This is a genomic window from Microbacterium sp. AR7-10 (genome assembly GCF_001878835.1).
Taxonomy (GTDB): Bacteria; Actinomycetota; Actinomycetes; order Actinomycetales; family Microbacteriaceae; genus Microbacterium; species Microbacterium commune.
Genome location: NZ_MJIR01000100.1, coordinates 18,186 through 31,478, shown reverse-complemented (window position 1 = coordinate 31,478; position 13,293 = coordinate 18,186). Strand labels below are relative to the sequence as shown.

General features: G+C 69.7%; 10 protein-coding genes and 1 riboswitch. Of the genes, 7 read left to right on the top strand and 3 right to left on the bottom strand.

Features of this window, described 5'->3' with window-relative positions; genetic code table 11:
• Nucleotides 1–6: 6 nt before the first annotated feature.
• On the bottom strand, nucleotides 7–1,371 hold the full coding sequence (locus BFN01_RS13300) for an ABC transporter ATP-binding protein (RefSeq protein WP_071644820.1): 1,365 nt from the start codon (nucleotides 1,369–1,371) through the stop codon (nucleotides 7–9).
• A gap of 163 nt (nucleotides 1,372–1,534) precedes the next feature.
• Between BFN01_RS13300 and BFN01_RS13295 the strand changes: the two genes are divergently transcribed.
• Entirely contained in the window at nucleotides 1,535–2,593 is a 1,059-nt protein-coding gene (locus BFN01_RS13295) for an enoyl-CoA hydratase/isomerase family protein (protein WP_071644819.1), read from the top strand.
• Nucleotides 2,594–2,749: 156 nt separating this feature from the next.
• Here the strand turns inward: BFN01_RS13295 and BFN01_RS13290 are convergent, their stop codons facing one another.
• Nucleotides 2,750–3,913: a glycosyltransferase family 4 protein gene (locus BFN01_RS13290; RefSeq protein WP_071644818.1), complete on the bottom strand. Its 1,164-nt coding sequence runs from the start codon at nucleotides 3,911–3,913 to the stop codon at nucleotides 2,750–2,752.
• A gap of 70 nt (nucleotides 3,914–3,983) precedes the next feature.
• Here BFN01_RS13290 and BFN01_RS13285 point away from each other — a divergent pair, with 70 nt between their 5' ends.
• From BFN01_RS13285 to BFN01_RS13275, 3 genes are all read left to right on the top strand, one after another.
• Nucleotides 3,984–4,265 (top strand): hypothetical protein, encoded by a 282-nt coding sequence (locus BFN01_RS13285; protein ID WP_071644817.1) that lies wholly within the window; start codon nucleotides 3,984–3,986, stop codon nucleotides 4,263–4,265.
• 142 nt (nucleotides 4,266–4,407) lie between these two features.
• Entirely contained in the window at nucleotides 4,408–6,135 is a 1,728-nt protein-coding gene (locus BFN01_RS13280; RefSeq protein ID WP_071644816.1) for an ABC transporter ATP-binding protein, read from the top strand.
• Between the two features lie 26 nt (nucleotides 6,136–6,161).
• Nucleotides 6,162–8,324 carry an ABC transporter ATP-binding protein gene (locus BFN01_RS13275; RefSeq protein ID WP_083428818.1) on the top strand — a complete coding sequence of 721 codons (2,163 nt, stop codon included), beginning with the start codon at nucleotides 6,162–6,164 and terminating at the stop codon, nucleotides 8,322–8,324.
• A 47-nt stretch (nucleotides 8,325–8,371) separates the two neighbouring features.
• On the opposite strand, the gene BFN01_RS13270 is transcribed toward BFN01_RS13275, so the two are convergent.
• Nucleotides 8,372–9,979: a D-alanyl-D-alanine carboxypeptidase gene (locus BFN01_RS13270; RefSeq protein ID WP_143187250.1), complete on the bottom strand. Its 1,608-nt coding sequence runs from the start codon at nucleotides 9,977–9,979 to the stop codon at nucleotides 8,372–8,374.
• 74 nt (nucleotides 9,980–10,053) lie between these two features.
• A riboswitch (TPP riboswitch) is annotated at nucleotides 10,054–10,163 on the top strand.
• Between BFN01_RS13270 and BFN01_RS13265 the strand changes: the two genes are divergently transcribed.
• The 3 genes from BFN01_RS13265 (at nucleotide 10,156) to BFN01_RS13255 (ending at nucleotide 13,117) form a co-directional block, all read left to right on the top strand.
• On the top strand, nucleotides 10,156–10,800 hold the full coding sequence (locus BFN01_RS13265; protein WP_083428817.1) for an ECF transporter S component: 645 nt from the start codon (nucleotides 10,156–10,158) through the stop codon (nucleotides 10,798–10,800). (Overlaps the previous riboswitch by 8 nt.)
• A gap of 2 nt (nucleotides 10,801–10,802) precedes the next feature.
• Nucleotides 10,803–12,302: an ABC transporter ATP-binding protein gene (locus BFN01_RS13260; RefSeq protein WP_071644814.1), complete on the top strand. Its 1,500-nt coding sequence runs from the start codon at nucleotides 10,803–10,805 to the stop codon at nucleotides 12,300–12,302.
• Nucleotides 12,299–13,117 carry an energy-coupling factor transporter transmembrane protein EcfT gene (locus BFN01_RS13255; protein ID WP_071644813.1) on the top strand — a complete coding sequence of 273 codons (819 nt, stop codon included), beginning with the start codon at nucleotides 12,299–12,301 and terminating at the stop codon, nucleotides 13,115–13,117. Before BFN01_RS13260 ends, BFN01_RS13255 begins: the two co-directional genes overlap by 4 nt.
• Nucleotides 13,118–13,293 lie beyond the last annotated feature (176 nt).

The following is a 13,293-nucleotide window of genomic DNA, read 5'->3' as shown; positions in this document are numbered from 1 at the left end:
AGTAATCTACGAGATAAACAGTTGAAATGTGATACAAAGGAGTAGCGAGTCGCGGTGTGGGGTGGAGGGAGTAGCAGAAGACGTGCAGAGATACCATAGCCGTTTTTTTTTGTTGAGTTCGTCGGCAGCGTCAGATGTGTATAAGAGACAGGACACGGCCTCATCCGCCTCATCCGTGTCGGCTGGGGCCGCCCCGTATCCGGCACCGGCTGCTGCGACGGCGCCGCCATCGGCGACGAGAGCGGCCGCGCCCGAGAACGGCACGCCGCCCGCGACGAGGGCCGCGTCGGCAGCGCCGGCGTCCCCGGTGTCGGCGTGCTCCGCAGCAGCGTCGGCATCCGCGGCATCCGTCTCGGCCGGGGCGGCCGGGGCGTCGGGAGCGGTGCCCGGCGCAGCGTCGGCAGCGGCGGTCGCATTCACCAGATCCGACGCGTGCGCCACCCGGTTCGCGGAGGTGTCGAGGCGCGGGCTGTCGGCGCGGCGGCCGTAGACGAGGTCGAGGAAGACCTCCTCGAGGCTGGGGCCGCGCTGCTGCAGCATGGTCAGCGCGACACCGGCTTCGGCGGCGACGGCGCCGACGGCGGCCGAGTCGGAATCGCGCACGGTGACGCCCGAGCGCAGCACGTCGAAGTCGAGCTTCGCAGCCGACAGCGCGGTGATCAGGGGTGCGCGGTTCTCGGCATCCACCACGACCGCGCCGCCCGAGGCATCCGCGAGCTCCGAGATCGGACCGGCGTGCACCGCACGGCCCTTCGAAAGCACGACGACGTCGTCGGCGACCTGCTCGATCTCGCTCAGCACGTGAGACGAGACCAGCACGGTGCGACCCTCATCCGCCAGCCGGCGCATCAGCAGACGCATCCATCGGATGCCCTCGGGGTCGAGTCCGTTGGCCGGCTCATCGAGCACGAGCACGCCGGGGTCCCCGAGCAGCGCCGACGCAACGGCGAGACGCTGCCGCATACCCAGTGAATAGCTGCCGAGGCGGGTGTCGCCGTCGTCCTGCAGGCCCACCAGGTGCAGCACCTCGGCGACCCGAGCGGACGGGATGCCGTTCGCCTTCGCGGCAAGCATCAGCTGGCGACTCGCGGTGCGGCGAGGGCGGTACGCCGACTCCTCGAGGACGGCGCCGATGGTGCGCAGCGGGTGCCGCAGGTCGGAGTAGCTTGCACCGCCGATGGTCGCGGTGCCCGAGGTCGGACGGATCTGGCCGAGCAGGATGCGCAGCGACGTGGTCTTCCCTGCGCCGTTCGGCCCGAGGAATCCGGTGACAGCGCCCGGCTCGACGCGGACGGAGAGGTCGGAAACGGCGGTCACCGCGCCGAAGCGCTTTGTGACCTGGGTGAACTCGAGCACCTGTCCTTCGGGCATGGCGACCTCTCCTGTTCGGGACAATCTCTTCCATCTTCGCGGAAACCTGGGAGAATCCGCGCTTCACCTGCCGGAAACGGGCATCCTCGTGGGCAGATCGGGGCAGATATGCGCAGATCGGAGCAGATCGGGACAGATCGGGAAGCGGAGTAGCCTGACAGGCGTGACCGACACCGAAGCCGCCACCGTCCTCGTTCGCACCGACAGCTCGCTCGGACGCATCACGCTCAATCGTCCCCGCGCGATCAACGCACTGGATCTCGGGATGATCGAGCAGATCACCGCAGCGCTCACCGCATGGGTCGACGACACCGACGTGCAGACCGTCCTGATCGACGGTGCCGGCGATCGAGGCCTCTGCGCGGGCGGCGACGTGCGTGCCCTGTACGACTCGATCACCGCGGGCCATCCCGATCACATCGCGGAGTTCTTCCGCGCCGAGTACGCGATGAACGCGCTGATCGCCGAGTACCCCAAGCCGATCGTCGTCTTCGCAGACGGCATCACGATGGGCGGTGGCATCGGCCTCGCCGGCCACGCCGCCGTGCGCATCGTGACCGAGCGCTCGCGTCTGGCGATGCCCGAGACGCGCATCGGCTTCACCCCCGACGTCGGCGGCACCTGGCTGCTCGGCCGGGCGCCGGGACGGCTGGGCGAGTACTTCGGCCTCACGGGCCAGAGCATGAGCGCGGCGGATGCCCTGTACCTGGGCTTCGCCGATCACCACGTGCCGTCCGAGAACCTCGACGCGCTGCGCGACGCGCTCGCCACCCGCGCTGATCCGAGCACTCCGAACGAGCTCACCCTGCTGTTCGACGAGACACCGGAGCCGTCTCGGCTTCCCGCCGCGCGCGCGTGGATCGACGAGGCCTTCTCCGCCGACACCGTGGGTGAGATCATGCAGCGGCTGCGCCGATGGGATGCCCCGGATGCGGCGTCCGCGCTGGCGACGCTGGAGGAGCTCTCACCCACCGCCCTCGCCGTCACCCTCGACGCCGTGCGCGAGGCGCGGGCGATGAGCGGCGTCCGCGAGGCGCTGGAGGGGGAGTACCGCCGCGTCATGTGGTTCGGGCACAACCATCCGGACCTGGTCGAGGGCATCCGGGCGCAGCTGGTCGACAAGGACCGCAGCCCGAATTGGTACCCCGCGACCGTGGCTGAGCTGCCGTCGGATGCCGGTGCGCCGGCGCGGAACTATGTGCCCGAGCCGCCCCTGTTCTGAGCCGGGCCTTTGCAGGTGCTTCGCCCGCTGGGGCGGCGCTCGCTGGGGCGGCGCTGTCGTTGAGCGCGCCCGCTCGAGGTAGGTCAACAGCCCGACGTAGGTGATTCTGCGCGGTATTCGCCTGTGTTCGCGGGTTCGCCTACCTCCGATGAGTGGTCAGACCGAGGCGACGAGCTCCAGCAGTCGCGCGACGTGGGCGGCGGCCACCCGCTCGCTCGCATACGCGACCGCGGCCTCGCGCGGAGCCGCGAGCAGCGAGCGGTCGGCCGCGAGCCGGATGATCAGGTCGGCCAGGCCCTCAGCATCCGGACTGGGGGTGCCGAGCGCGGCGTCGCCGAACTCCGTCGCGAGCACGGGGTCGCTGACGATCACCGGGCGTCCGTGCGCGAACGCCTCGAGCGCGACCATCGGCTGGTTGTCGAAGCCGAGCGACGTGATGAGGGCGGCATCCGCGGCATCCATCAGCTCGCCGACTCGTTCACCCGGAACCGATCCGTGGAAGGTCACGCCCGGCACGGGTCGGTGCGTGCCGCCGGCGACGTCGAGGTGCACCCGGCCCTCACCGAGACGCTCGACAACGAGGCGCATCGCGTCGAGTGCGACGTCGACGCGCTTCTCGGGCGCGAAGCGCGCCACCCACAGCAGGCGCAGCGGTTCGTCCTCCGGCGCGGGGGCCACCCGAAGCGGCTGGGCGACGTTCGAGAACGCCTCGACCCGCCCTGCGCCCGCATCGCGCAGCGCCACAGCTTGGTGCTTCGAGGGCGAGAGAACGATGTCGGCGCGCTCCGCGACGCGCAGCGTCATGGTCCGCAGAGAATTGTTCAGCGGATGGCTGCCAGTGAAACGGCCGCCATACCGGATGCCGGTGAGCGAGCGGTGCACGCGCGAGACCACCGGCGCGAATGGGGCCAGCGCTGCCGGAGCGCGCCAGAAGAAGGTGTGCACGGTGTGCAGCGAGGGGATCCCCAGCTGGCGCGCCACGTCGATCGCGGCCGCCGCGACTGCGAACTCGGAGTGCAGGACGACCGCACCGACACCGTGCCGACGGATCGTCGCGGCGACCAGCGGCTCGAGATCGCGGGCCCGTCCGAGCAGCGGCAGGTCGAGCACCGGGATCGTGCCGCGCCTCGGCGGGGAGACCGTGGTGATGCCGTCTGACGTCAGAGCGTCCGCATCCGGTGCCAGGACGACAACCCTCACACCTTCGCCGGCGAGAGCCTGCGCCTGACGGATGAAAGCCGTCTGCGCACCGCCGAGGTACTTCAGCGAGTAGTCGCACACCATCAGCACGGCAGGGCGGGCGGCGTTCTCAGAGGGCATGACAGCGAGTCTATTCAGGGTCGTGCGGCCCGACGCTGTGCGCTACCGTGAGCTGTGACGAGGAGGTCTCATGAGCACGTCGATCGAGCGTCGAGATGGGCGCATGGCTGTGGCCGGGGCATTGCTCGCGGGCGCGGGCGTCGTCAGTGCGGCCATCGCCGCTGTGTTGATGTTCGCCGTCGATGATGCGGATGCGGCACGCGGGTTCGCGTTCGTCGGTATGGCCGGAGTCGTCGGGGCCGTCATCGCGGCTGTGAGGTCGACCACGACCGAGCGCAAGGCCGTGTTCGCCGCCGGAGGAGTGCTGCTTCTCATCGCGTCATCCACGATGTTCGGGCTGAGCTTCTCCTGACACTTCACCGGGGTGGGTGGGCGCGCCCTTTCCGGTGACAGCGAAGGTCAGCCCTGCGGGGGATACGGATGTCGGCGGTTAGTGGCACGATGTGTGATGGCCGCGTCTCGGCCCCCCCGAATCCTCACAAGGAAGTCCGCCTGTGCTCGGAAAACTCCTCACCCGCTATCTGAAGCGCTACTGGCCGCTGCTGGTCACGATCATCGTGCTGCAGTTCGCCAGCGTGATGGCATCCCTCAACCTGCCCGAGATCAACGCCGACATCATCAACAACGGTGTCGCCAAGGCCGACATCGGCTACATCTGGAACCGCGGCGGCTTCATGCTGCTCGTGTCGCTGGGGCAGATCCTCGCCTCGATCCTCGCCACCTTCTTCGCCGCGCGCATGGCGATGAGCGCCGGGCGTGACATCCGCGCCGACGTCTTCGCCCGGGTGAGCGGATTCTCCGAGCGTGAGGTGTCGCAGTTCGGCGCGGGCTCGCTGATCACCCGCAACACGAACGACGTGCAGCAGGTGCAGATGCTGGCGATGATGGGCGCGACGATGTTCGTCACCGCACCGCTGCTGGCGATCGGCGGCATCATCAAGGCCATCCAGACCGACGTCGGCCTCAGCTGGCTGATCGCCGTCTCGGTGCCCCTGCTGCTGATCATCGCGGTCGTGATCATCGGGCGCATGGTGCCGCTGTTCCGTCGTAACCAGGCCAAGCTCGACGACGTCAACCGCATCATGCGCGAGCAGCTGACCGGCGTGCGCGTGGTGCGCGCCTTCGTGCGCGAGCGCATCGAAGAGCGCCGGTTCCGCGAGGTCAACACCGACCTCATGGTGCTGGGCCGCAACATCGGCTCGCTGTTCGTGCTGATGTTCCCGCTGTTCATGCTCGTGCTCAACGTCACGATCGTCGCGGTGGTGTGGTTCGGCGGCGTGGAGATCAACGCGGGCAACGCAGAGATCGGCACGATCTTCGCATTCATGCAGTACATCGGCCAGATCATGATGGGCGTCATCATGTCGAGCTTCATGGCGATGATGATTCCGCGCGCCGCGGTCTCGGCCGAGCGCGTCACCGAGGTGCTCGACGCGGAGTCGTCGATGACCCGTCCCGACAACGGCGTCACCGCGTTCCCCGAGCCGGGGGCGGTCGCCTTCCGCAACGTCGCGTTCACCTACCCCGGTGCCGAGGTGCCGGTGCTGAACGACATCACCTTCGAGGCCCGGCCTGGTGAGACGGTGGCGATCATCGGATCGACCGGCTCGGGAAAGACCACGCTCGTCTCGCTGATCCCGCGACTCTTCGACGCGACCGGCGGTGTCGTGCAGGTCGGCGGGGTCGACGTGCGCGAGGCCGACCTCGACGCGCTGTGGCAGGGCATCGGACTCGTGCCCCAGCGACCCTTCCTGTTCTCCGGCACCGTGGCATCCAACCTGCGCTACGGGCGGGCGGACGCCACCGACGACGAGCTGTGGGCGGCGCTCGAGATCGCCCAGGGGCGGGACTTCGTCGAGGCGATGCCCGACGGGCTCGAGTCGCGCATCGCCCAGGGCGGCACGAACGTCTCGGGCGGCCAGCGGCAGCGTCTGGCGATCGCCAGGGCGATCGTGCACCGGCCGCGCATCCTCGTGTTCGACGACTCGTTCTCGGCTCTCGACCTGACGACGGATGCCCGGCTGCGCCAGGCGCTGTGGCGAGAGCTTCCCGACGTCACCAAGATCGTCGTCGCGCAGCGCGTCTCGACCATCACGGATGCCGACCGCATCATCGTCCTCGACGACGGTGCCGTGGTGGGCGTGGGCAGGCACGACGAGCTGCTCGTCGCCAGCCCCACGTACCGGGAGATCGTCGAATCGCAGCTGGGGGTGGACGCGTGAGCGGGCAGAGCACGGCGCAGGTCGAGATGACCGCCGCTGAGAAGGAAGAAGCCGAGCTCGCCGAGAAGGCGCGCCTCGAGGGCGGCAGCATGTGGGACGGCCCGGCACCGGGCAAGGCCGACAACTTCGGGCCCAGCTTCAGGCGCATGATCGGGCTGCTCAAGCCCTCCGCCTGGTGGTTCGTGCTGGTGTCGTTCTTCGGCGCCATCGGCGTCGTGCTCGCCGTTGCCGCGCCGAAGGTGCTCGGCGAGGCGACCAACGTCGTCTACGAGGGATTCATCTCGAGCGTGCTCGGCCGGGGCTTCGGCGGTGCGCCCGGTTTCCCGCAGGGCACCAGCCGCGATCAGGTCGTCGAGGCGCTGCGCGGCACCGGACAGGACGAGTTCGCCAACATGATCTCGGCGATGGACGACTTCGCGGTCGGCGACGGAGTCGACTTCGAGCGCCTGCGCTGGATCATCATCGCCGTGCTGGCCATCTACGTCGTCTCCTCGATCCTCAGCTGGCTGCAGGGGTACGTGATCAACGTCATCATGGTGCGCACCATGTGGCGTCTGCGTGAGGACGTCGAGGCGAAGATCAACCGGCTGCCGCTGTCGTACTTCGACAAGGTGCAGCGCGGTGAGCTGATCTCACGCGTCACCAACGACATCGACAACATCACCCAGACCATGCAGCAGTCGCTCTCGGGCGCGCTCACCAGCGTGCTCACGGTGGTCGGCGTGCTGGTCATGATGTTCTCGATCTCGTGGCAGCTGGCGCTGGTCGCCCTCGTCTCGCTGCCGCTCATGGGCGTCATCTTCGGCATCCTCGGTCCGCGCTCGCAGAAGGCCTTCGGCACGCAGTGGCGCAAGGTCGGTCGTCTGAACGCGCGGGTGGAGGAGGCGTTCTCCGGTCACGCACTGGTGAAGGTGTTCGGCCGTGAGAAGGACGCCCTCGAGAGCTTCCAGGTCGAGAACGAGGAGCTGTTCCAGGCGGCGTTCAAGGCGCAGTTCCTCTCGGGCATCATCATGCCCGCGATGATGTTCGTCGGAAACCTGCAGTACGTCGGCATCGCGGTGCTCGGTGGACTGCTCGTCGCGGGCGGCAACCTGCGCCTCGGTGACGTGCAGGCGTTCATCCAGTACTCGCAGCAGTTCAGCCAGCCGCTCAGCGAGCTGGGCGGCATGGCCGCCGTCGTGCAGTCGGGCACCGCCTCGGCCGAGCGGGTGTTCGACCTGCTCGACGCCGAGGAGCAGGATCCGGATGCCGAAGACGCACCCTCCGCGCCGGAGGGCAAGGGCGTCATCGAGTTCGAGCACGTCGCGTTCTCGTACACCTCCGATCGTCCGCTGATCACCGACCTGTCGTTCCGGGTGGAGCCGGGGCAGACCGTCGCGATCGTGGGACCGACCGGCGCGGGCAAGACGACGCTCGTGAACCTCATCATGCGGTTCTACGAGCTCGACTCGGGCCGTATCCTGCTCGACGGTCAGGACATCTCCGAGCTGCGCCGCGACGACCTCCGTGCGCGCACGGGCATGGTCCTGCAGGATCCGTGGCTGTTCGCCGGCAGCATCCGCGAGAACATCCGCTACGGCAACGACGCGGCCACCGACGAGCAGATCGTCGCCGCGGCCGAGGCGACCTACGTCGACCGGTTCGTGCACTCGCTGCCCGAGGGCTACGAGACCGTGCTCGACGAAGACGCCTCGAACGTCTCGGCGGGTGAGCGTCAGCTGATCACCATCGCCCGCGCCTTCGTGTCGCAGCCGTCGATCCTCATCCTCGACGAGGCGACGAGCGCGGTCGACACCCGCACCGAGCTGCTGCTGCAGCAGGCGATGGCGGCGCTTCGCGAGGGGCGCACGTCGTTCGTGATCGCCCATCGCCTGTCGACCATCCGCGACGCCGACCTCATCCTGGTGATGGAGCACGGTGACATCGTCGAGCAGGGCGACCACGACGAGCTGATCGCCCGCCGCGGCGCGTACTGGCGGCTGTACCAGTCGCAGTTCGAGCAGGCGGCGACCGACATCGACGCCGAGGAGGCGATCACAGGCTCTGTGCCCGTGATCGTCGCCGAAGACGCGCACGATGAGCGCGAGGCGATCGTCGAGCAGAAGGTCATCGCCGCCCCTGACACCCGCCAGCTCGGCGAAGCGGTGAAGGAGGCCGAGTCGACGGCATCCGACCCCGAACGCGGCTGATCCCGCGGGGTGCTCGGCTGTCCGTCGGCGCCCCGTCGGCGGGGCGGTCAGTCGTTGTCGAGGCCGAGGAGCGCGAGCGGGTGGGTCAGTCGCCACCAGGCACTCGGCTGGGTGATGTCGTCGGCGAGCGAGACCGAGGCGGTCGCGGTGCCGATGGGGCCCTCGACGGTGAGGGTGCCGACCTCGGCGCCCGCTGACCTCTTGTCGCCGAGCGAGAACGAGGTCGTGGCCGACGCGTCGGAGCCGTTCCAGAGCAGCACGCGCGCGTCGGCATCCGTCACCACGTCGACGCGATCGCCCCACTCGGTGCTGACTCGGCCGACCACGGTTCGCGAGGGAACGGACGGCGGCTGCTCGGCGAGCGTCGTCTCCATCTCGGACAGAAGCTGACGGGTCGCATCCAACCGCTCAGTGTTCCCGACCTGCCCGAGCACCGAGGTGTACAGGCGCACGGTGGTGTCGCCGAACGCGACATCCTTCGCGGTGAGCAGGTGCCAGCGGGTGAGCGTCCCCGTCTTCACCCCGACCACGCCCGGGTCGTCGAGCATCTGGTTGGTGTTGGTGACCACACCCGCACCGGAGATGTCGGCCGAGCGGGTGGCGACGATCTCAGCGAAGACGGGATTCGCCATCGCGAGCTCGGCGATCTGGATCAGCGCTGCGGGCGGCGCCACATTCGCTTCGCTGAAACCCGAGGGGGAGGCGAGGGTGACGCCCTCGATGCCGCGGTCGCTGAGCCACTTCGCCGACGCCTCGGCGAACCCGCGCTGCGAGCCCCAGATCTCCTTCGCGAGGCGGTCGATGTAGTTGTTCGCCGAGCCCAGCATGACGCCCTGCAGCATCTGATACTCGGTCAGGCTGCCGCCGACCGGCACATCGAGCGACGACTGATCCATGCTGCGGTAGCGCCAGAACTCGCGGGCGTCCGCGAGGGTGAAGGCGAAGCTCGGGCCCTGCTCGCCGACCTTCAGTGGCAGCTCGTCGAGCACCATCATCACGCTGACCACCTTCGAGATGCTCGCGATCTCGCCGGCCGACGCGGTGGACGCGACCGGTGTCATGCCCTGGATGCCCACGGCCGCACTGCCCGTGGTGGGCCACGTCATGGTCGCGGCCGGAGCGGGAGCGATCTCGATGGTGGATGCCTCGACCACCGGCGCCACCTCGTCCAGCGGCCACAGCAGCATGGTCGAGACGTACGCGCCGCACAGCGCGAGGACGAAGCCGAGCGGCAGGAGCACGCGAGGACGACGCCACTCCGGGGTGAGCCGGGCGCCGGCGAAGAGGTCGCGCGGCTGCGCCCCCCGGGCGTGCTCGTCGAGCAGGTCGGACGGCTCCAACCAGGTCAGTGCTGTGGGCGGGCGGGTGGCGTCCGCCCACTCCGTCTGAGACTCACCGCCCGTGTGCGACTCCTCGGCTCCGCGGGGCTCCTCGGCTGCGCGGGAGCGGGTTCCCGCGGGCTCCGCGGTCGTCAGCGCCGCGTCGGTGGCATCCGCAGCCGCAGCATCCTCGACGGCGAACCGCTCCGGTCCGAGGCTCTCGCCGAACGCGGGAAGCGCCGCCGCACCGGCGGAGGGATGCTCGGCGCGTGCGCGAGTGCGCTCGCGCACGGCACGGCGCGTCGCCGGCGTCGTCGACTTGGGGGGAGGTGTCACGCGACCACGCTACAGCCCGGTGTTTCACGGAACGAAACGCCCGCCCCGGATGGTGGCGACCGGGGCTATGATCGTGCCATCACCACGGGAGTCCGGACAGCCGGGCTGAGAGGAAGCGATCCGCGCTTCGACCGTCGAACCTGATCCGGATCATGCCGGCGCAGGGAGGAGTTCAGATGAGCACGTCCATGTCCGCGTCCACCGCGCAGACCACCCCCGCACCCGCCGCTCGCAACCTGCGCTGGCGCGTCGTCGACATCGTCGTCGCCGCCGTGCTCGGCGTCGCGATCGGCCTGCTGTTCTGGGGCTGGAACATCATCGGCGGCGCCTGGTTCGGGGCCGCCGACGCCCTGACCCCCGGATTCGGCGGCATCGCCGTCGGCATCTGGCTGATCGGCGGCGTCATCGGCGGACTCGTGATCCGCAAGCCCGGCGCCGCTCTCGTCGTCGAGCTGATCGCCGCGATCATCTCCATGCTCATCGGCAACGTGTGGGGCGTGTCTACGGTGCTCTCCGGGCTCGTGCAGGGTCTCGGCGCCGAACTGATCTTCGCGCTGTTCCTCTACCGCCGGTTCGGCATCGTCGTCGCCGCCCTCTCGGGCGTGGGTGCGGCGGTGGCCGCGTGGGTCTTCGAGATGTTCTACGGCTCGTCGCCGAACTTCCTCAAGAGCATCGAGTTCAACGCGATCTACCTCGGTGCGCTCGTCATCTCGGGTGCGCTGCTGGCCGGCGTGGTCGGCTGGCTGCTCGTGCGCGCGCTCGCCTCGACGGGGGCGCTGAGCCGGTTCGCGGCCGGCCGGGAAGTGCGCCAGGAGGTCTGAGCGTGTCGTCTCCGGCTCGCGTCACTGCGAACGGGTGGGGCTGGCGCTACGCCGGCCGAAGGCTGCCCGCGGTCAGCGACGTCTCGTTCACCATCGAGCCCGGCGAGCGGGTGCTGCTGCTGGGTGCTTCGGGTGCGGGCAAATCGACGCTGCTCGCAGGCCTCGCCGGCGTGCTCGGCGACGCTGATGAGGGCGAGCGCACCGGTGCGCTGCTCGTCGACGGGGCCGCGCCCGAGACGCAGCGAGGGCGGATCGGCCTGGTGCTGCAGGACCCGGACGCCGGGGTCGTGCTGTCGAAGGTCGGCGATGACGTGGCCTTCGGCTGCGAGAACCTCGGCGTGCCGGCAGACGAGATCCCCGGCCGCGTCGCGTCGGCGCTCGAGTCCGTCGGTCTCGATGTGCCGCTGGATCGTCCCACGAAGGCCCTCTCGGGTGGCCAGAAGCAGCGCCTCGCGCTGGCCGGCGTCCTCGCGATGCAGCCCGGTCTGCTGCTGCTCGACGAGCCGACCGCGAACCTCGACCCGACCGGGGTGCGGGAGGTGCGCGACAGCGTCGGCAGGGCGCTGGATGCCACCGGCGCCACGTTCGTCGTCGTCGAGCACCGCACCGAGATATGGCTCGACCTGCTGACCCGCGTCATCGTGCTCGCCGCCGACGGCGGCCTGCTCGCAGACGGTCCGCCCGCGGTCGTGTTCGCGCAGCACGGCGATGCGCTCGCCGATGCGGGAGTGTGGGTGCCCCACCACGACATCGATGTGCCGGTGCTCCCGTCCGCCGATCCCGTGACGGGCGCGGTGCTCGAGACGGCCGATCTCGCCGTGTCGCGTGACGGTCGCACCGCCGTGCAGAGCAGACTCGAGCTGCGGATACCGCGCGCGGCGGCGACGGTCGTCACCGGACCCAACGGTGCCGGCAAGTCCACGCTCGCGCTCACCCTCGCGGGTCTGCTGCCGGAACTGCAGGGAACGGTGCTCGCCGCACCCGACCTGGCCGGCCGATCCGGCCGCCGGCCCTCGCGCTGGAGGTCGCGTGAGCTGCTGACCCGGATCGGAACCGTCTTCCAGGAGCCGGAGCACCAGTTCCTCGCCCGGACTCTGCGCGACGAGCTGGCCGTCGGTCCCCGGGCGCTCCGGCTGTCTGACACGCAGGTCGATGCGGTCGTCGACGACCTTCTCGAGCGCCTGCACCTCGCTCCGCTCGCGCTCGCGAATCCGTTCACGCTCAGCGGCGGACAGAAGCGGCGGCTGTCGGTGGCGACCGTGCTGGCGGCCGCTCCGCAGGTGCTCGTGCTCGATGAGCCCACCTTCGGTCAGGATCGACGCGGATGGATCGGGCTCGTGCAGCTGCTGCAGGCCGAGGTCCGCGCGGGTCGCACGGTGATCGCCGTCAGTCACGATGACGCGGTGGTGCGCCACCTCGGCGGGCATCGCATCCAGCTCGATCCGGCGCCGGGAGACGACCATCGGCCATCGCCGGCTGACGTCCGAAGGGGGCGGCGATGACGACCACGACGACCCGTTCGACGTCGACGCGGTCCACTCCTCCCGGCGCAGCCGATCGCCCGGCATGGCTCGACGGGGTGAATCCCGTCACGAAGATCGTGCTCGCGCTGCTGCTGTCGGTGCCGCTGTTCGCGTCGATCGACCCGGTGAGCGCCCTGGTGGCCATCGCCCTGCAGCTGCTCTGCCTGCCGTTGACCGGCCTGCCCGTGCGCACCGTGCTGCTGCGGCTGCTGCCCATCGCCCTGTTCTCGCCGATCGCCGGACTCAGCATGCTGCTCTACGCCGAGCCGGAGGGGGCGGTGTTCTTCCGCTTCGGCTTCGCCGCCATCAGCGAGGGGTCGATCGCGCTCGCCGTGGCGGTGACGCTGCGCGTGATCGCCCTCGGTCTGCCGACCATCCTGCTGTTCGGACGCACGGATCCGACCGAGCTCGGCGATGCCCTCGCGCAGGTCGCGCACCTGCCGAGCCGGTTCGTGCTCGGGGCGCTGGCCGGAGCGAGGATGCTGGGGCTCTTCATCGACGACTGGCGCACCATGTCGCTGGCCCGACGTGCGCGGGGTGTGGGTGATCACGGCGCGCTGCGTCGCTTCTTCTCGATGGCCTTCGTCCTGCTCGTCTTCGCGGTGCGCCGCGGCACCAAGCTGGCGATGGCGATGGAGGCGCGGGGGTTCGGCTCGGGAATCGAGCGCACGTGGTCGCGTCCCTCGCGCCTGCACGCCCGCGACGGTGCGGCGCTGCTCGGCGGCATCGCGATCATGGCACTCGCCATCGCCGCGGCGGTCGTGACAGGGGTCTTCCGGTTCGTGTGGAGCTGACCCGGTACCCGTCGTCGGGCGAGGCGCTGTCGTAGGCTCGTTCGCGACGAGGGTCCATGGTCTCAGCATCCATCCGCCCGCATCCGCCGGGGCACTCATCCGTCGGGACACTCGGGGCCACGTATGCTGAGACTCAGTCGCATTCGGCGTCCGACCGAGGCCGAGCCGTTCGAAGG

Excerpts from the sequence above, each read along its gene's own strand:
- BFN01_RS13300 (WP_071644820.1), bottom strand. The coding sequence starts at position 1,371 with ATGCCCGAAGGACAGGTGCTCGAGTTCACCCAGGTCACAAAGCGCTTC.
- BFN01_RS13290 (WP_071644818.1), bottom strand. The coding sequence starts at position 3,913 with ATGCCCTCTGAGAACGCCGCCCGCCCTGCCGTGCTGATGGTGTGCGAC.
- BFN01_RS13285 (WP_071644817.1), top strand. The coding sequence starts at position 3,984 with ATGAGCACGTCGATCGAGCGTCGAGATGGGCGCATGGCTGTGGCCGGG.
- BFN01_RS13275 (WP_083428818.1), top strand. The coding sequence starts at position 6,162 with ATGACCGCCGCTGAGAAGGAAGAAGCCGAGCTCGCCGAGAAGGCGCGC.
- BFN01_RS13265 (WP_083428817.1), top strand. The coding sequence starts at position 10,156 with ATGAGCACGTCCATGTCCGCGTCCACCGCGCAGACCACCCCCGCACCC.
- BFN01_RS13255 (WP_071644813.1), top strand. The coding sequence starts at position 12,299 with ATGACGACCACGACGACCCGTTCGACGTCGACGCGGTCCACTCCTCCC.